At 45.9% G+C, this 19,879-nt stretch carries 14 protein-coding genes; 7 read left to right on the forward strand and 7 right to left on the reverse strand.

From position 1 onward, the window contains the following. Nucleotides 1-268 precede the first annotated feature (268 nt). From acnB to R7P80_RS06700, 7 genes are all read left to right on the forward strand, one after another. The gene (acnB, locus tag R7P80_RS06670; protein WP_005380009.1) at nucleotides 269-2,866 is read left to right on the forward strand and encodes a bifunctional aconitate hydratase 2/2-methylisocitrate dehydratase; all 2,598 of its coding nucleotides are present in this window, start codon (nucleotides 269-271) and stop codon (nucleotides 2,864-2,866) included. Nucleotides 2,867-2,965: 99 nt separating this feature from the next. Then, on the forward strand, nucleotides 2,966-3,334 hold the full coding sequence (locus R7P80_RS06675; RefSeq protein ID WP_017635908.1) for a YacL family protein: 369 nt from the start codon (nucleotides 2,966-2,968) through the stop codon (nucleotides 3,332-3,334). A gap of 188 nt (nucleotides 3,335-3,522) precedes the next feature. After that, nucleotides 3,523-3,861: a P-II family nitrogen regulator gene (locus R7P80_RS06680; RefSeq protein WP_005386570.1), complete on the forward strand. Its 339-nt coding sequence runs from the start codon at nucleotides 3,523-3,525 to the stop codon at nucleotides 3,859-3,861. Between the two features lie 27 nt (nucleotides 3,862-3,888). Beyond that, on the forward strand, nucleotides 3,889-5,118 hold the full coding sequence (locus R7P80_RS06685; protein WP_047102648.1) for an ammonium transporter: 1,230 nt from the start codon (nucleotides 3,889-3,891) through the stop codon (nucleotides 5,116-5,118). Nucleotides 5,119-5,270: 152 nt separating this feature from the next. Beyond that, a complete protein-coding gene (locus R7P80_RS06690) occupies nucleotides 5,271-6,284 on the forward strand; it encodes a Fe(3+) ABC transporter substrate-binding protein (protein ID WP_005386566.1) in 1,014 nt (337 codons plus the stop codon). Between the two features lie 99 nt (nucleotides 6,285-6,383). Then, nucleotides 6,384-8,009 (forward strand): ABC transporter permease, encoded by a 1,626-nt coding sequence (locus tag R7P80_RS06695; RefSeq protein WP_025768193.1) that lies wholly within the window; start codon nucleotides 6,384-6,386, stop codon nucleotides 8,007-8,009. Then, on the forward strand, nucleotides 8,009-9,040 hold the full coding sequence (locus tag R7P80_RS06700) for an ABC transporter ATP-binding protein (RefSeq protein ID WP_005380055.1): 1,032 nt from the start codon (nucleotides 8,009-8,011) through the stop codon (nucleotides 9,038-9,040). Before R7P80_RS06695 ends, R7P80_RS06700 begins: the two co-directional genes overlap by 1 nt. A 156-nt stretch (nucleotides 9,041-9,196) precedes the next feature. On the opposite strand, the gene R7P80_RS06705 is transcribed toward R7P80_RS06700, so the two are convergent. From R7P80_RS06705 to R7P80_RS06735, 7 genes are all read right to left on the reverse strand, one after another. Further along, nucleotides 9,197-10,609: a phosphoglucomutase/phosphomannomutase family protein gene (locus R7P80_RS06705; RefSeq protein ID WP_005380053.1), complete on the reverse strand. Its 1,413-nt coding sequence runs from the start codon at nucleotides 10,607-10,609 to the stop codon at nucleotides 9,197-9,199. Between the two features lie 125 nt (nucleotides 10,610-10,734). Next, nucleotides 10,735-13,143: a GH36-type glycosyl hydrolase domain-containing protein gene (locus R7P80_RS06710; RefSeq protein WP_225491534.1), complete on the reverse strand. Its 2,409-nt coding sequence runs from the start codon at nucleotides 13,141-13,143 to the stop codon at nucleotides 10,735-10,737. Nucleotides 13,144-13,227: 84 nt separating this feature from the next. Continuing rightward, the gene (locus R7P80_RS06715; RefSeq protein ID WP_005380048.1) at nucleotides 13,228-15,147 is read right to left on the reverse strand and encodes a beta-N-acetylhexosaminidase; all 1,920 of its coding nucleotides are present in this window, start codon (nucleotides 15,145-15,147) and stop codon (nucleotides 13,228-13,230) included. Between the two features lie 8 nt (nucleotides 15,148-15,155). Further along, entirely contained in the window at nucleotides 15,156-16,046 is an 891-nt protein-coding gene (locus R7P80_RS06720; protein ID WP_017635903.1) for an N-acetylglucosamine kinase, read from the reverse strand. A gap of 2 nt (nucleotides 16,047-16,048) precedes the next feature. Next, nucleotides 16,049-17,788: a glycoside hydrolase family 9 protein gene (locus R7P80_RS06725; protein WP_017635902.1), complete on the reverse strand. Its 1,740-nt coding sequence runs from the start codon at nucleotides 17,786-17,788 to the stop codon at nucleotides 16,049-16,051. A 63-nt stretch (nucleotides 17,789-17,851) separates the two neighbouring features. Beyond that, complete coding sequence (locus R7P80_RS06730) at nucleotides 17,852-18,847, reverse strand: ABC transporter ATP-binding protein (protein ID WP_005380041.1); 996 nt, start codon at nucleotides 18,845-18,847, stop codon at nucleotides 17,852-17,854. Between the two features lie 47 nt (nucleotides 18,848-18,894). Then, complete coding sequence (locus tag R7P80_RS06735; protein ID WP_005380040.1) at nucleotides 18,895-19,878, reverse strand: ABC transporter ATP-binding protein; 984 nt, start codon at nucleotides 19,876-19,878, stop codon at nucleotides 18,895-18,897. Between the last annotated feature and the right edge of the window lies 1 nt (nucleotide 19,879).

The following is a 19,879-nucleotide window of genomic DNA, read 5'->3' on the forward strand; positions in this document are numbered from 1 at the left end:
CCGGGTATGAGAAAGCAAAAACTTGGCATATTTGGTCAAAATTAGCAGAACTTTAGTCGTAAGTTGCTATGTTGGTCAAAATGATAAGATTTTAATTTAAGGTTAAATTTGCTATTATTTTGCCCACAGTTTGGCCTCTACGGCGCTGTTTCTCAATCATAATTGAATGAAAACAAGGGCAATGGAGAGCCAAGTTTCCAAGGATGTTCACTCCTTTACTTTAACAATAGTAATAATAGAGGAGGAACCGCAATGAGAGGAAAAAGTCGTGCTTGAAGCCTACCGTAAACACGTCGAAGAGCGTGCTGCTGAAGGAGTTGTTCCTAAACCGCTAGACGCAGAACAAGTTGCTGGACTTGTAGAACTTCTGAAAAATCCCCCGCAAGGTGAAGAAGAAGTCATTCTTGACCTACTTGAAAACCGTATCCCTCCAGGTGTTGATGAAGCTGCTTATGTAAAAGCGGGTTTCCTAACAGCAGTAGCAAAAGGTGAAGTTAAATCACCATTAGTGAGTCGTGAAAAAGCGGCTGAACTGCTAGGCACTATGCAAGGTGGTTACAACATCGAACCGCTAGTTGAGCTATTGGATGATGAAGCACTGGCAGAGATCGCAGTAAAAGCGCTGTCTCATACGCTGCTGATGTTTGATGCTTTCTATGACGTAGAAGAGAAAGCGAAAGCTGGCAATGCGCATGCACAGAAAGTACTTCAATCATGGGCTGATGCTGAGTGGTTCCTTTCTAAGCCTAAGCTTGAAGAAAAAGTCACTCTAACCGTATTTAAAGTAACAGGTGAAACGAACACGGATGACCTTTCACCTGCACCTGACGCTTGGTCTCGTCCTGATATCCCAGTACACGCACTGGCGATGCTTAAAAACGAGCGTGAAGGAATAAACCCTGATCAACCGGGTACTATTGGTCCGATCAAGCAAATTGAAGAGTTAAAAGACAAAGGTCATCAATTGGTTTACGTTGGTGATGTTGTTGGTACTGGCTCTTCACGTAAATCTGCAACCAACTCAGTGCTTTGGTTTATGGGTGATGATATCCCTTACGTTCCAAACAAACGAGCTGGTGGGTATGTGCTTGGTGGCAAAATTGCCCCTATCTTCTTTAACACAATGGAAGATGCTGGCGCACTACCAATCGAAGTTGACGTAACTAAGCTCAACATGGGCGATGTTATCGATGTTTACCCATATGAAGGTAAAGTTTGCAACCACGAAACTGGTGAGGTTCTAGCTGAGTTCTCGCTAAAAACAGAAGTACTGATTGATGAAGTTCGTGCTGGTGGTCGTATCCCATTGATCATCGGTCGTGGTTTGACAGACAAAGCGCGTCAATCGCTAGGTCTTGAGCCTTCGGACGTATTCCGCAAACCTGGTGAAATCGCAGATTCTGGCAAGGGTTACACGCTTGCACAGAAAATGGTTGGTAAAGCATGTGGCGTAGAAGGCATCCGTCCTGGAACCTACTGTGAGCCGAAAATGACGACAGTAGGTTCGCAAGATACTACTGGCCCTATGACTCGTGATGAACTTAAAGACTTGGCGTGTCTCGGCTTCTCTGCTGATCTTGTCATGCAGTCTTTCTGTCACACATCGGCTTATCCAAAACCAGTAGACGTTAACACTCACCATACACTTCCGGACTTTATTATGAACCGCGGTGGTGTATCTCTTCGTCCTGGTGACGGTATTATCCACTCATGGCTAAACCGTATGCTACTACCGGATACTGTCGGTACGGGTGGTGACTCACATACTCGTTTCCCTCTGGGTATTTCATTCCCAGCTGGCTCGGGCTTGGTTGCCTTTGCTGCTGCGACAGGCGTTATGCCGCTAGACATGCCAGAGTCAATCTTGGTTCGTTTTAAAGGTGAAATGCAACCGGGTATTACACTGCGTGATCTTGTTCATGCCATCCCTTACTACGCGATTCAGCAAGGTCTACTAACGGTAGAAAAAGCGGGCAAGATCAACGAATTTTCTGGCCGTATCCTTGAGATTGAAGGCTTAGAAACGCTAACGGTTGAGCAAGCATTTGAGCTTTCTGATGCATCTGCAGAGCGTTCGGCGGCAGGTTGTACTGTGAAATTGTCTCAAGAGTCGATCGAAGAGTACTTAAACTCTAACATCGTGATGCTGAAGTGGATGATCTCTGAAGGCTACGGTGATCGCCGTACTATCGAGCGCCGCATTACAGCAATGCAAGAGTGGCTAGCAAACCCTGAGCTGATGCAAGCAGATAAAGACGCTGAATACGCACATGTGATTGAAATCGATATGGCTGAAATCAATGAGCCAGTACTATGTGCACCGAATGACCCAGATGACGCTCGTTTGTTGTCTGAAGTACAAGGCACAGCGATTGATGAAGTGTTCATCGGTTCTTGTATGACGAACATCGGTCACTTCCGCGCAGCAGGTAAATTGCTTGATAAGTTCAATGGCCAGTTAGCAACGCGCCTTTGGGTAGCGCCACCAACAAAGATGGATAAAGACCAACTGATTGAAGAAGGCTACTACGGTATCTTCGGACGTGCAGGGGTTCGTATTGAAACGCCAGGGTGTTCACTTTGTATGGGTAACCAAGCACGTGTTGCAGATAAATCAACAGTAATGTCGACTTCAACGCGTAACTTCCCGAACCGTCTGGGTACTGGGGCGAATGTTTACCTATCGTCAGCTGAGCTAGCTGCAGTAGGTGCAATTCTAGGTAAGATTCCAACCAAAGAAGAATACCTAGAATACGCGAAGCAAATCGACGCTACGGCAACGGATACATACCGCTACTTGAACTTCCATAAAATGGATCAATACACCAAGAAAGCGGACGAAGTGATCTTCCAAGAACCGGCATAATCAGAAATGCACAATTCAAAAGCACCTCATATGAGGTGCTTTTTTTATGGGAGCAATTCGCTATACTCGCACCAAATTGATACGAAATAGGCAATCTCGGTGGAATTTGAATTCATTCGTAACACGTTGATGGGCGAGTACTACGTAAAATGTAGCATGGGACATGAGATTGTAGGGCGCTGGTTGCAAGAAGAAATTGGCAAAGATCCGATGAAGATTGCACAGGTTGAAAAGCTAATTGAGCGGTCATTTTCAGCGCCTTCTCAGGAGCATAACCTAACAGGCACGGAAATTAGCTTGATGATTCAGGGCGATGAAGTTCTTGTACAAGAAAACGCATTAGCCCATGAATATGATGTCGAGATGGAAAGTGAGTTCGACTTCTACAATGCAGAAAGTACAGCAAGTTGTGGGATAGAGGATTTCATGGCACTTATCGAACAGTGGAAAGACTTTTTGAACATTTAATGCACAGTTTTGGGTAACTTCTCTGCCGTTGCTTTAAATTTGTGAAAAGGGCGCACCGATATGGTGCGCTCTTTTTGTTTATAGATATGTAAATTGAGGTTAGTTTTTATTATTCAATAACTTAAAAACTTGGCACGTAGATTGGATTATAAGAAGTGTTTCAGGATGAAAGCTTCGGAGATAACTCAATGAAAATAATCAATGCCATTATTAAGCCGTTTAAATTAGACGATGTACGAGAAGCATTGGCTGATGTCGGTATCGAAGGGATGACAGTATCAGAAGTTAAAGGGTTCGGTCGTCAAAAAGGTCACACGGAATTGTATCGCGGTGCAGAGTATCAAGTCGATTTTCTACCAAAGGTGAAAATTGAAATCGCGACTCACGCAGACAATGTAGATCGCGTTGTTGAAGCAATTACAAAAGCTGCGCAAACCGGAAAAATCGGCGACGGTAAAATTTTTGTTTACGATCTGAACCAAGCGGTGCGTATCCGAACTGGCGAAATGGACGCAGAAGCACTTTAAGAATTCAAAGGATTGGAGATACTTATTATGGAATTAGCAACAACAGTAACCGAGTTACGTTACGCACTTGACACCTTTTTCTTCCTCATTTCCGGTGCGTTGGTAATGTGGATGGCAGCAGGCTTTGCGATGCTAGAGGCTGGCCTTGTGCGCTCTAAAAACACAACAGAAATTCTTACGAAGAACATCTGTTTGTACGCCATCGCATGTACGATGTTTCTGATTGTCGGTTATAACATCATGTATGTCGATAATGGAGAAGGAGGCTGGTTACCTTCATTTGGTACGTTAATTGGTACTCAAGGTGAAGGGGCCGACCACTCTTTAGAGTCTGACTTCTTCTTCCAAGTTGTCTTCGTTGCAACTGCCATGTCCGTCGTTTCTGGTGCGGTAGCTGAGCGCATGAAGCTTTGGTCTTTCTTGATTTTCTCTGCGATTTTAACTGCGTTTATCTATCCAATGGAAGGTTACTGGACATGGGGTGGAGGCTTCCTCGCAGAAGCTGGATTTAGTGACTTTGCGGGTTCTGGTATCGTACATATGGCAGGTGCTTCTGCTGCTCTAGCTGGTGTGTTACTGCTTGGCGCGCGTAAGGGTAAGTACGGTAAAAATGGTGAAATTTATCCGATTCCAGGTTCTAACATGCCTTTGGCAACGTTGGGTACTTTTATCCTTTGGTTTGGCTGGTTTGGATTTAACGGTGGTTCTCAGTTGATGGTTTCAGATTTTGAGAATGCTACAGCGGTAGGTCAGATCTTTCTAAACACTAACGCAGCAGCGGCTGCCGGTGCAATTGCGGCGCTATTCGTTTGTAAAACTACTTGGGGTAAAGCCGATTTAACGATGATTCTCAATGGCGCGCTAGCTGGCTTGGTTGCCATCACTGCAGACCCTCTATCGCCATCACCACTGTACGCGGTTGCGATTGGTGCGGTGTCGGGTGCACTAGTAGTATTCAGTATCATTGCTCTAGATAAACTTAAAATTGACGATCCAGTAGGTGCTATCTCAGTTCACGGTGTGTGTGGTTTCTTCGGCCTAATGGTAGTGCCACTGAGCAACGGTGATGCAACGTTTGGTGCACAGCTTTTAGGTGCCGTAGTTATCTTTGCTTGGGTATTTGGTGCTAGCCTAGTTGTGTGGGCAATCTTGAAAGCGACCGTTGGGATTCGCGTTACAGAAGATGAAGAAATGGAAGGTATGGACATGCATGATTGTGGTGTTGGTGCTTACCCAGAGTTTGTTACGGTGAAATAATCATTAGCTTGTAATAAATGGTTACACACTTAACACAATAAAACCTGCTCCGATGAGCAGGTTTTTTAATATTCGTCATTGTCTTCTTATTGAACATACATATAATAACGCAACTGATAAACGTTATCATTAGCATGGTAAAGGATTAAACAATGAAAAAACTGCTAACTCTTTCAGCACTAACTTGCGCTACTCTAGCTCCAACAGCAATGGCTGCTGAAGAAGTGAACGTCTACTCTTACCGTCAACCTTTCCTAGTTGAACCTATGTTCAATGAGTTCACTAAAGAAACTGGTATCAAAGTAAACGTAAAATTTGCTAAAAAAGGCTTAGCAGAAAAGCTAGCTCAAGAAGGTGAGTACAGCCCTGCTGACGTTATTCTTACGACAGACATCAGCCGTCTAGCTGAACTGACAAACAAAGGTTTAGTTCAGAAAGTCGATAGCAAAATCATTGAAGAAAACGTACCTGCTCAATACCAAGATAAAGAGAATGAGTGGTTTGCTCTAACTCTACGTTCTCGTAGCGTTTATTCATCACGTGATCGCGTAGGTAAACTAGGCGCAGATTTCAACTACGCAGACTTAGCTAAGCCAGAGTTCAAAGGTAAAATTTGTACTCGTAGCGGTAAGCACCCGTACAACGTTTCTCTAGTTTCAGCAATGATTGCTCACAATGGCGAAGCAGAAACCAAAGAGTGGTTAGAAGGCGTGAAAGCAAACCTTGCTCGCAAACCACAAGGCAACGATCGTGCACAAGTTAAAGCGATCAAAGAAGGCCTATGTGATGTTTCTCTAGGTAACAGCTACTACCTAGGTAAAATGGTTAACGACAAAGAGCAAAAAGCTTGGGCTGATGCAGTTTACATCAACTTCCCTAACCAAGAGACTACAGGCACTCACGTGAATATCTCTGGTATGGCGATGGCTAAGTACTCTCCAAACAAAGACAATGCTGTGAAGCTAATGGAATTCCTAACGGGTGACAAAGCGCAGCAAATGTACGCAGAAGTTAACTACGAGTACCCAGTTAAAGAAGGCGTGAAGCGTTCTGAGCTTGTGGAATCTTGGGGTGACTTTAAAGCAGACAAGCTTTCTCTAGACGATATTGCAGCCAACCACGAAGCGGCAATTAAGCTATTAGATGAAGTGAAATTTGACCTTTAATTCCTTGTGGGGGTATAACAGTACCCCCATTTGATTAAAGGATATGAGATGTATTTGCAACAGCATTTGTATTTCATACAGCCTTGCAGTAATTAGGCGATGAAAGATAAACACTCTTTATGGAAAACCAGTAGTGGGGTAATAACTCTGCTACTGGTTTTGCCGATCTTAGCGATCTTCTACACCGCAATTGGTGAAACGGATGATTTGTTTGCTCATTTAATGGCAACGGTCATGCCGACTTATATTTTTAACACGGTTGCGCTAACTGTTGGCGTAATGGTGCTGTCCTTAATTCTTGGTATTCCAAGCGCTTGGATAATGGCCATGTGTAAACTGCCGACCGAAAAATGGTTGCAGTGGGCATTGGTGCTACCTCTTGCAATGCCAGGTTATATCATTGGTTATATTTTTACTGATTGGTTTGATTTTGCAGGCCCGATTCAGATCTTTTTGCGTGATGTAACCGGATGGGGACCTGGCGAGTATTGGTTCCCTGACATTCGTACGTTGCCTGGTGCGACCTTTGTGTTGGCTTTGGTGTTGTATCCTTACGTGTATTTATTGTGCCGGGCTGCGTTTATGGAGCAAAATGTCTCTTTATTGCAAAGCGCGCGTTTGCTCAAGTGCTCTCCATGGGAAAGCTTTTGGCGCATCTCGATGCCGTTAGTAAGACCCTCTATCGCAGTAGGTTTATCATTGGTCGCAATGGAGACCATCGGTGACTTTGGTACGGTAAGTTACTTCGCGGTGAATACGTTAACCACAGCGGTCTACGATACTTGGTTGGGGTACTCTAATCTTAATGCGGCAGCCAAGATTTCTGCCATGATGCTCGTCATTGTAGTACTGCTTCTTAGTGCCGAACGATACAGCCGCCGTAAACAAAAGCTTTTTCAAAGCCAATTTAACAGTCACGAAGATTTTCGTTACGAGTTGACGGGCTGGAAAAAGTGGACCGCACTGGTTTGGTGTTGGGGCTTGGTTTCAGTCGCTTTTATTTTGCCGCTACTACAGCTGATTGATTATGCGATCACTTATTTTGCGCAGAGTTGGACCTCAGAGTTTCGTGAATACGCATGGAATAGCTTAGTTGTGTCTGTTATTGCTGCGATTATTGGTGTTGCTGTCGCACTGATCGTTAACTTTACCCATCGAGTCAGTGGTAAACGAGAAAGCTTGGCATTTATGCGTCTTTCTTCTATGGGCTATGCAGTACCAGGAACGGTACTAGCCATCGGTGTGATGGTCGCTGTGCTGTTTATGGATCATCGTGTCAACGATGTTGCTAAAGCCATGGAGTGGGGAAGGCCGGGACTTATCTTTTCTGGTTCCATGTTCGCACTAGTATTTGCCATGGTTGTGCGCTTTTCCGCGGTAGCGATTGGTAGTATCGAAAGTAATTTAAATAAAATTTCTCCGTCGTTAGATATGGCATCGCGCACTATGGGTTGTAAGCCCAATGCCATGCTGTGGCGCGTGCACTTTCCGCTGGTTAAGCGCGGTGCACTGATTGCGGCTTTATTAGTGTTTATCGAGTCGATGAAAGAGCTTAATGCGGCTTTGTTACTTCGTCCGTTTAACTTTGAAACACTAGCCACATACGTTTATAACTTCGCCTCGGATGAGCATTTAGAATTGGCCGCTTTGCCAGCGGTTCTGTTGGTTCTTGTTGGGTTGATCCCGCTTGTTGTTGTTAACCGTTCACTGGAGCAAAATCACTGATGAGCTGTGCATTATCAATTAAAAACCTAACGTGCCAATATGACGATCAAACTGTACTCGAATCATTGTCTCTTGAGGTAGAACAAGGGCAGATTGTCTGTTTGCTAGGAGCCAGTGGCTGTGGGAAAACAACACTATTAAAGGCCGTTGCGGGATTATTGCCGTTAACGTCAGGCGAAATGAGTCTAAATTGCGTCACAATTGATGATGGGGAAAACTGGTTGCCGCCAGAACAGCGTAATATCGGGATGATTTTCCAAGATTACGCACTTTTTCCTCACTTGACGGTGGAGCAAAACATTGCCTTTGGCTTAAAGCAGTGCTCGACAAAAGAGAAAAATGCCAAAGTTCAAGAGATGTTAGAACTCGTGCATCTTCAAGGTTATGGCGATCGTTATCCTCATCAATTGTCTGGTGGACAGCAGCAGCGTGTTGCGATTGCTCGCTCATTAGCTTACAGCCCAGACTTATTGTTACTTGATGAACCGTTTTCTAATATTGATACGCAAGTTCGCCATGAGTTGATAAGTGAGATCCGTAAGATTTTTAAGGCCCAAGGTGTGACTGCCATTTTTGTTACGCATAGCCGTGAAGAGGCTTTTGCTTTCGCCGATAAAATGGCAGTGATGAACAATGGAGTCATCGAGCAATATGGCACAGCATCTGAGCTTTACTACCAGCCTTCAAGTAAATTTGTCGCTGATTTCTTAGGTGGTGGCAGTTACCTTGCTGCTAAACGGGTTTCGAATTCAGAATATGAAACCCACTTGGGCGTGGTTGAAGCCACGGCTCAACAAGATATTCCAGTACAGGCGGAGTGCTCTTTACTGCTAAGACCGCAGCATGTGCAAATTCAATCCGATGAAGATAGTTCGGTAACCGTATTGGAACAGCATTTTATGGGTGATCACTGCCGTTATGTGATTAACGCGAATGGTGACCGTTTGTTAGCTACAGCTTCGCAAGCATTAAATATAGGTGAGTCCGTCGCGGTGAAAATTGAAACGCAAGGCGTCCTGGCATTTGCTTAACGCTCCTGAGTATCTTTTCTATCTCGTTTACGACTTCCCAACATACAATAAAAAGCCCGGCTGTGGAGCCGGGCAAGTGCTCTTCTCCTGTTGATGAGCGCCTTTTCCGACAGCGTTGACTCTCATCATAGTGCTCGAAGCGGGCACAAGGTTCAGTTATAAAGACAAGAAGTCTTTAAACTGTTGAAGAACACGTTCCGCAGTGTCCTTATCTTGCATCTCTGCAAAAATTCGTAGCAGTGGCTCAGTGCCAGAGAAGCGAGCGATGATCCAACCGCCGTTCTTGAAGTAGACTTTCGCACCATCTTCATAGCTGACTTTTTCGATTTCAAACTCGAACTCAGGCAACTGCTTTTCAACATAAATCTTGTTGAACAGTACGTCTTTTTGCGCTGGTTTGAACTTGCAATCGCCTTCTGCCATGTAGGCATAGCCGTACTTGCCGTAGATTTCATCCAGCAACTCAGACAGCTTCTTGCCGGTTACTGAAATCATTTCTACCAATAGGCTTGATGCGAATACGCCGTCTTTACCTTTGATGTGGCCGCGAATGGTTAGGCCACCAGAGCTTTCCCCGCCAATCAGTGAGTCATCCGCTTCCATTTGGGAGCTGATGTGCTTAAAGCCTACAGGAACCTCAAAGCATTTCTCGCCATGATCTTCGGCGACTTTATCGAGAAGGTGGGTGGTTGCGATGTTACGTACCACGGAGCCTTTCCAGCCTTTGTATTCAAGTAGGTAGTAGTAAAGCAGCAGTAGAACTTCATTTGGATGAATGAAGTTACCTTTTTCGTCGATAATACCAAGACGGTCCGCATCGCCATCAGTACCGATGCCAATATCGTAACCTTGTTCTTTCACTAGGTGCATCAAACGGTAGAGTGTTGCAGCGCTTGGCGAAGGCATTAACCCACCGAAGTCTGGGTTTTTGCCATCGTTAATCACATCAACGTCACAGCGGCCGTTGATTAATACGGTTTGCAGTGCGTTTTTCGCGACACCAAACATTGGGTCGATCAAAACACGTAAATTCGCCTTCTTGATCGCTCCGATGTCGATAAAGTCGATGATTGAGTCAACGAATTCGTTCATCGGATTGATGATTTCAATCAGCTTATCTTCAACCGCTTGTTCAAAGTCGACGCTTTTTACATCTTGCGCAGTGAGCGCGTCTATTTGTGATTCGATTTTTTGGGTGATGATTTCATCTGCGTCACGACCACCTTCAATGAAGACTTTAATGCCGTTGTAATCGGCAGGGTTGTGTGATGCGGTAATACATGCCGAGTATGCGCAGCCCATTTCTTTCGCTTTAAACATTACGATAGGTGTTGGGACAAATTTGTCGATAAAGCTAACCATAATGCCGTTTGCTGCTAGAACTTCAGCGAACCAACGACCTGCTTTATCGGAAAGAAAACGACGGTCATAGCCAATCACAAAACCGCGATCAGCAACCGATTCGTTATTCGTGATGTTTGCAACTGCTTGGGCAACCAAGCGTACGTTATCTTTGGTGAACTCCTCACCAATAAATGCACGCCAACCGCCTGTACCAAATTTGATCATGATTCGATCCTCGATAAGAGCGGCATCCCACCGCGTCTTAAATCTTTGCTAGCGAACCGATGCACTTGTAAAACATAAATGCACCGGATAAATCAAAAGGGGAGAAGGACTCCCCCAAAAGATGATTAACCTAGAGTAACGATAACTTCGTTTACTGAACCTTCCGCTTGAACTGGTACAGATGCACCATTTACAGCTTCACCGTTCACGGTAATCGACTTAACGCCTTTGCTTACTGAGTCTGGGTTAACGACTTTGATGTTGTACGTTGCTCCTAGCCATTGGCGAGTCACTTCGAAACCAGGCCAGTTCGTTGGGATACATGGATCGATAGTTAGGCCATCGAAGCCTGTACGCACACCAAGAATAAAGTTGGTAACAGCGAAGTAAGCCCAGCCTGACGTACCTGTTAACCATGGGTGGTTTGCACGACCGTGGTCTTGGTGGTCACGACCCATGATGAACTGAACGTATGAGTATGGTTCTGCAATACGTTTTTCGATGATGTCGTTCTGGTTGTATGGGTTTAGCGCATCGTAGAACTTCATTGCACGATCACCACGACCCAGTTTCGCTTCAGCTACCCAAGCCCATGGGTTTGGATGCGAGAATATCGCACCGTTCTCTTTTACGCCTTGGTAAACACGAGTTACGAAGCCGATATCATCATTCGGTGTTGCAAAAGATGGTGAGTTTAGGTGGAGGCCGTATTCAGAGAATAGGTTCTCATCGACAGCGTCCATCGCTTTTTCGCCGCGCTCTTGAGATACCGCACCAGAAAGTACCGCAAGTGTGTTTGACTCTAGGTGTACACGACCTTCTTTTTGTTGCGCTGTACCGATCTTTTCGCCGTTTTTCGTTAGACCACGGATATACCAGCCGCCTTCTTCGTCCCAAAGGTGTGTTTCACACGCTTCACGCACGTTTGCTGCCAGCTCGGTGTATTTTTCAACGTCGGCTTCCTTACCTAGGTATTTCGCTAGGTCGATGAACTCCTGCAGTGCCCAGAAATGTAGGAACGACACCATTGAAGATTCGCCGCCACCTAGGTTCAGACAGTCGTTCCAGTCTGCACGCAGACCTTTACAGATACCGGTTTGACCTACGTATTCAGCCGAGAAGTCTAGCGCGGCTTTCATGTGGTCATAAACCGTTGCATCGCCACCGTCGGCGTAAGGGATCACTTCGTCGAAGAAGCTGTGCTCACCGGTTTCCATCACGTACTTACAGATGGTTGGAACTAGCCATAGGTGATCATCAGAACAGGTGTCTTCGATGCCGTGAATTTTGTCTTCATCAGAAGGTGTTGGAACTACGGTTGGAGATTTAGATGGTTTAACATCCGCTTTTTCTGGATCAAACCAATCTGGATCGAATAGGTGTAGACCGTAGCCCGCTTTTACTTGGCCGCGCAGTAGGTCAACGATACGTTTGCGCGTCATTGCTGGGTTAGCGTGAGGAACTGAGATTGCATCTTGCGCTGTATCGCGGTAACCAAGACCAGTACGGCCTCCCACCTCGATGAATGAAGCAAAGCGAGACCACACCACACACGTTTCCGCTTGGTATAACGTCCAAGCGTTGATCATGGTATCTAGACCTTCGTTTGGTGATTTCACTTGGAACTTGCCACAACGCTCATCCCAGTGTGCTTTGATACCCGCAAATGCGTTGTCGACTTCTGCAAGGTCTTGGTACTTAGCACGCAGACGCTCTCCGTTGCCTTTACCGATACCGAGAATGTAAGCAAAGCGAACTTCTTCACCCGGCTGAATAGTAAATTGCTTATGCAAAGAGCCACAGTGGTTGTAACAAGTTTGCGCTGTATTGAAACACTTACCTTGTTCTACCGCTAACGGGTTTGCTTCGTCACGGTATAGGCCTAGGAAGCTGTCACGTTGGCCGTCGTATGAATCTGGGGCAAATGTTGAAGCTAGGTAGTAGAAGCCTTCGAAATCGTTGGTGTTGTAGTACAGGTCGTACTCTATCACGCCTTCGTTGTAAGCCGTACCTGCCGAGTACAGAGACATCTGATGGTTTTGGTTATCAGATTGAATGTGGCTGAATGAGAACTCAACAAATGAGAATGCACTGATCGTACGTGGTTTGTCAGAGGTGTTTTTAATCACTACATCCCAGATTTCAGCGTCTTCGCCTTTTGGCACGAACAGAGTTTTTGTTGCGGTAATACCGCTGTATTCACATTTGAACTTAGAGTAAGACAAGCCGTGACGAACTTCGTAGTTTGCTTCGTCTAGGCTCTTCGCAACTGGTTGCCAAGAGATTGACCAGTAATCACCTGTCTCATCATCACGCAAGTAAACGTAGTGTCCTGGGCGATCGAATGTCGCATTTGGACGGAATTTAGTAACACGGTTGTATTCTGGAGAGTTGTAGAACGAGTAGCCACCCGCGTTGTGCGAGATAACCGTACAGAACTTCTCAGTACCTAGGTAGTTGGTCCATGGTGCTGGTACGTCAGGGCGAGTGATGACGTATTCGCGATTCTCGTTATCGAAATAGCCGTATTTCATTTGTGTCTTTCCTTTTTACGAAGCTGCATCAGCAGCCAAAATTTAAAAACTCTTCAAGCGTGATGTTTCGACATCAGTTTTGTATTACTTCCACGGTTTACGGTAATTCACTCCCTGCAAATCAAGCAGAGGTAGATGGCCTTTCAAGCGTGATAAATAGTCGGTCCAATCTCGGTGTTGTTTGTCTGTCCAACATGCTTCTGCCATTGCAGTTAAACGAGGGAAGATCATGTAGTCCATGCGAGGTTGGTTATTGATAATTTCGCACCATAATGCTGTTTGAATGCCCCAAATGCGCTTACGTATTGGGTCGTCAGCAGGCACTTCAGCGAGCGGCTCGTAGTTGTAAGCTTTTTCTAGTGGCAGTGGGTTTGCCCAGTCCACGCCCGGTTCTTCAGGTGCGTAGTCTTGGGTCATATCTAGGTAAGTGGTTTGTGCTGGTTGCAGCACCACATCAAAGCCTTGGCGAGCACAGTTCAAGGCCGCTTCTTCGCTTAGCCATGAGTAGATCACCGTATCTTTACTGACTTTGTCGCCGTGTTGAGCTTCTTCCCAGCCCAGCATGCGTTTGCCCAATTTACGAAGTTTGTCTTCGGCATAACGCAAGAAGTGTCCTTGCAAATCTTTGTAGTCGCTGTAACCCAGTTGTTCCATTAGTGCTTGGCATGCTGGGCTTTTTGACCATACGCCGTTAGGTACTTCGTCGGCACCAATATGAACGTAAGGCGCAGGAAAAAGCGCAGAGACTTCTTCTAGCACTTTGTCGATAAATTCATAGCTCCCCGGCAGAGCTGGGTTAATGACGTTGTCGTTGTAATGCTGAATACTGCGGTATTCGGTGGTATCTTCCGCTTCTACCAATAGGTGTGGTAACGACTTGATGGCGGCTCGGCAATGACCAGGTACATCAATTTCAGGAATGATGGTGATGCCGCGTTGTGATGCAAATTCGATAACGTCTTTGATGTCTTCTTGTGTGTAGAAGCCGCCGTAACGTTCATCAAAGTGCGTGTACTGTGGTTCATTGATCTCATCCAATCCGCGCCAAGCACCAATATCGGTCAGTTGAGGCAGTGATTTGATTTCAATTCGCCACCCCTCATCGTCGGTAAGATGCCAATGGAACGTATTGAACTTGTAATGAGCCAGTTGGTTGATCAAGCGTTTGACTTGCTTAACGGAGTGAAAATGACGAGCACAATCCAGCATCATACCGCGGTAACGAAAACGTGGCCTGTCCTTGATTGAACAGCAAACTACTTCCATTGAGTTAGGTTGATCGCCAACTTTGATTAGTTGTAATAACGTTGCACAAGCATGGGTAAAACCAGACGAAGATCCTGCTTCAATTTTGATTGACTCTTCGGCTACTTTCAGTTTGTAAGCGCCTTCATCCAAGGTTGGGTTGCCTTTGAAGATGATCTGACTGCCATTGTCTGATGCGAACTCAAATTGGTGAATGCGCTTAAGCTCATCAAGTAGCCATTCTTTAGCTGAATTGGCCAGGCTTGAATAAACCGCGACGCCAGCATGATGATCAAAGCTAAAATAGTGATCGCTGACCTCAATATGGTTTGGTTTTGGCAGCAAGGGCTGTGCATGGGTTAAACTTGCAGGAATCTCACTGCGTTCACGGTATGGTGAAGCTAATACGATAGGCGTGACATCCACTTGTGCGCGCTGTGGGTTTCCATCAACGACAAAGTTGATCATCGCTTCGTTAAAGCCATCCGAGTAATAACGGAATGGGTTCGAACCAATACTGAATTCACAGTAATAGTGATGGTTGGCAGCCAGTACCACCCCTTCTGGCTTAAGTGTGCAAAAACTACCAATTTGAGTCAGTTGACCATTTGAAACGCTGTCTGGAAGAATGTAACGATCGAAAGCGAAAGTTAAGCTCCAGCTGTTTAGGTCTTGGTCGCTCAAGTTATGAAAGGTGAGGCCAAAGCGGCAGTTTTGTTTCTGCTCAGAAAGGACCACGAGATCAACACGATATTCCATATCTACTCCTACGCCGCACTGAGCGAGTAAAGGTTATGTTCTGGTTTGCCAGCAAACATAATTGCGCCTTCAATCGCGTCAAACTGTGGCTCAACAATCCATTGCTGAACTGGTGGTGAGAGCCAACGTAAAATGCGTTCAGCAATGCTACCCATTAAACAAATACGTGTTGCGCCGCGCTTGTTTAATGCCACGAGAAACATTTCTATATCCGCTGCGGTTTGCTTCAGTATTTCAATGGCCAGTGCATCGCCTTGTTCCGCATGTTGGAAAATAGCCGGAGAAAACTGCCCATAATCACGAGGAAGCGCCTGTTTTGACCACGCCACCACGTTGTCGACCTCATTTTCGAAATGCGTCATAAAGTGTTGTGCTAGGGGCGTTTTTTCTCTGATGCCATCTTCAGCTAACAAAACTTGCTGAACTAGGCGTAGCCCCATCACTGCGCCGCCACCTTGATCCGAAATAGGGAACTCACGACCACCGACAACGTGTTGCTCCAATCCTTTAAGGTAGATGCCACAAGAACCGGTTCCCGCAATCATGATTGCGCCATCTTCGCCATTGTGCGCACCAACGCACGCACCGTAAGCATCGGTATTCAGAGTTATACTGGCAAATGGATGAGGAAGAGACATGAAGGCTTGCCAAGATGCTTTGTGCTCTGCGCCAGCAAGGGCTAAGCCGACGTGCATCGACGCGAAATCTTGTTGTGTTAGACCGCCTTGCTCGGTAGCCGAAGTGATGGATTCAAGAATCGAAGCCATTGCTATTTCAGCACCTAGCATGATGTTGGCACTGCCGCTTTTGGCCTCGCCAAGAAAATTACCTTGTGAATCTTTAATCCTGGCTCGACATGACGTGCCGCCACCATCGATACCGACAAAATACATTCCCATGATTATTCTTCCTTCATATTTTTAGAGGTCGCCAACTGAGAAACATGCTGAGCTTGACTCATTATCGCGAGTAAGTACCAAGCGCCATGCGGGATCCATTGTTCGCCCCAGCGCCAGTTTTGTAACACGTCTTCTTTTTGTGCTGGTGGGTTAAATGCAATGTCTTCCTCGTCTTCAAAGCCGCCAGTGATTCCGTTACACACGCCACCTTTTGCGTTGAAGAAACCATATTGAGGGAGGTAATCAGGGTTGTTACGACCATGGCCATCTAGCATGCACATGTCGTATGGGTTTAAGCCTACAACCCAGTTCAATGCATCTTGAGCAAACACAGAAAGTTGTTGCTGTACTTCTTGCGACGCTATATGCGGTTGAGCAAGGTACGCCATGGTCGCGAGTGAGCCCAGTCGAGCATTCTCGCCTTGCCACCAATAGCCGGATTCATTGTTGTGTGCGACAAAAAATGCCTCGCGTTTTGACTCATTTACGCCTTTAACATATTGGCGAGGGTAACCGAATGGGTTGATCACTTTATTCGATATTGTGATCTCAAACTCACACGCTAGGTTGACGATACGTTTTACCGATTCCGCTCGTGCTGAGTCGTCTTCAATTGATAGATATTCGCATAGGGCAATAACTGGTAGACCAGCTTCGGCTGCGTGAAAATATGGACGGCTGCCGTCTTGGTTTGCTGACCAAAAGTGTTGAATCTGCTCGTCGCTCATTTGGCGTGCAACTAAACGTTGCGCCCACAAACGGCTCTCTTCCAAGTAGCGAGTTTCTTTGGTTGCTTTAAACAGTTCTACACAAGCCAGTAGCGCACAGTATTCGTCGATAATGTTTTCTTCCCCATCATTGAGGTACTGCGTATTGTGCTCTTTTAAGTGCCAGTAACCATTTTCGGCAGCGTTGCGGTATTTTTGTTGATCGTATTCACCGTGAACACTTAAACGCGACGCTGCCGCTAGCGCTGCAATGGCGACACCGCCACCTTGTCGAAAGCCTGCTTGATAGTCGTCAAATTTGTGACCAAGTTGAGTTTCGTACGCGCAAATCTCGCGTTGCGCAGTATCTTTGCTCCACTTGTCAAAGACCGTCATGTAGAAAAAGCCTTTTTCGTTTTGCATACGCACAAGAAAGTCTGCACCGAACAGGGCTTCTTCAATCAGACGTGTACGTGTGAAAGCTGCAATGTCTTCGCTTCCTTCAAGCAATGAAACCCCTTTTAGGATGTTCCAAACCACCATTGGGGTTTGTTGAGGATTCAAATAATTCGCGTATGAAAGGTGACTTAAATACTTGCTAACGTCTCCTGATGCGTCGTACCAGCCGCCGTGTACATCAACCTTTTTATTGGAGTTTAGTACTGGAAGTTGTCGATCTTGTTTATCGAAGATCCCGCCGCAACGTTGCGATTTGAAGTAGTGGATCACATCTGACAAAGTTTGATCCAACAGAATGTGTTCGCCAACGATGAAAGAGGAAGAGCGCGTATCTTCTACTTGCAAGAAATAGTCACCTGACGTTGTGAAAGAGGAAAAGTCGATGAGGTAGAAATAGCCCTGATGCCAGTTCGCCACTTTACCTTGTTCTTCAACCGCAAAAGTTGCCACGGTTTGCTCGCTAGTGGCACAAATCAATTGAGCAGTGTAAGAAGACAAGTGTGGTTGTTCGGTCTGGATAATGGCTTTCTTTGGGCCCAGACGTTCATAACCAATGTGGTTAGTCAGTAGCAGCATTCAATGTCTCCGGGAAACGATAAAAACAGGAATGGGTCAGGCTGAACCTGACCCTCGTTATGATTAATCTTCAAATAAGTAACAGCGGACAAAGTGGTTGTCGGACAGTTGAGTGACGCCCGGTAGTCGTTCGCGACATTTGTCGGTAGCGTGTACACAACGTCCAGCAAATGGACAGCCGACAGATTCTGGTGTCCAAAGTGGGATTTCCCCTTTGTTGCCTTTCAGTTTCTCGTGAATAGACTTCGATGGATCTGGAACCGCAGATACCAACAGTTGCGTATATGGGTGTTGAGGATCGTGAATGATTTCTTCAGTATCGCCCCATTCAACCATGTGACCTACGTACATGACCGCGAGATCTTCAGCAATGTAACGCGCTGTTGCGATGTCGTGAGTGATGTAAAGCAGAGACATTTGTTTCTCGAACTTCATCTCTTCCATCAAGTTCAGAACACCGGCACGGATTGATACATCGAGCATCGATGTTGGCTCATCCGCCAATACCACTTCAGCACCAACTGCGATGTTACGAGCTAGGTTTACACGTTGACGCTGACCGCCAGATAGCTGGTGCGGGAACTTTTGCGCCGTTTCTTTTGGTGGAATAAGACCAACTTGTTCAAGTAGGTCGTACACACGCTCTTCCAGTTCTTTCTTGTTGCCCGGTGCTACTTTCTTATGAATCAGCAGCGGGCGCGCAATATGGTGGAAGATATTGTGCGTTGGGTTTAGCGAGCCAAACGGGTCTTGCCACACCATTTGTACACCTTCACGGTAGGTCATTAAATCGTGACGAGAGGTGATGTCTTGGATATCACGACCTTTGTATTCAATGATGCCATCGGTTGGTGCGTACATTTTTGCAATCATTTTTGCAGTAGTAGACTTACCTGAACCAGATTCACCTACCACTGACAAGCCGCGGCTCTTGTACATTTTGAAAGAGACGTCGTTGATTGCGCGCATCTTAGATTGTTTGATTGAGTTACTGTTTAAAGGGAAGTCCTTAACGACATTTTTACCCTCAATCAGCAGTTCGCCGAATTGTTTGCTCATAATTCTCTCCAGTGTAATTTTTGTTCTTAGCTAGCGTTTTTTTGTTGTTAAACCTTAGCTTGAGCAATGGTGTCGCCGTACAAATGGCAATTTGAGAGGCGACCTGGTTCAATTTGACGTAATTGGGTTGGTACACGTGTACATGCTTCATGTACGCGATCGCAACGAGCTTGGAAGCGGCAGCCCCGTGGTACTTCTAGCAAGTTCAACGGGTTACCTGGAATACCAGTCAATTTGGTCTTTGGTCCAGTTAGTGGAGGGAAAGAGCTACCCAAACCTTTGGTGTAAGGGTGGTAAGGACTTTCCAGAATTTGCTTAGAAGGCGCGACTTCAATCAACTCACCTGAGTACATGATGCCGATACGATCCGAGAACTCGACCATCAATGACAAGTCATGTGTGATGAACAGAATTGAGAAACCAAACTCTTCTTTAAGCGCGTAAATTTTTTGTAGAATTTCACGTTGAACCACTACATCCAATGCGGTAGTCGGTTCGTCCATGATGATCATTTTTGGGTTCAGAGCCAAAGCGATTGCGATTACTAGACGTTGACGCATACCACCAGAGAACTGGTGCGGGTAATCACTCAATCGGCTAGGGTGGATATCAACGATTTCCAGCAGACCTTCAGCGCGTGTTTTTGCTTGAGCGCGAGTCATATTGGTATGACGCATGATGACGTCACAAAACTGCTCTTCCATGGTTAGAACAGGGTTCAAAGCGTTCATCGCACTCTGGAATACCATCGACATTTCACTCCAGCGGAACGCTTGCATGCGATCATCGCTGTACTGAAGGATATCTTCACCGTTGAAGATAACCTCACCACCTGTGATAAACGCTGGTGGCTTATGAAGGCGCATTAGTGAGAAGGCAACAGTGGATTTGCCACAGCCAGATTCACCAGCCAGACCGAATACTTCACCTGGTGCAATGTCGAAGCTCACGTTGTTACAGGCGCGGACATCGCCCGCGTCTGTGATGTAGTCTACGCATAGGTTACGGATGGAAATTAGTGGTGCAGTCATG

It is taken from the genome of Vibrio sp. 2092 (assembly GCF_033339635.1).
GTDB classification, from domain to species: Bacteria; Pseudomonadota; Gammaproteobacteria; order Enterobacterales; family Vibrionaceae; genus Vibrio; species Vibrio alginolyticus.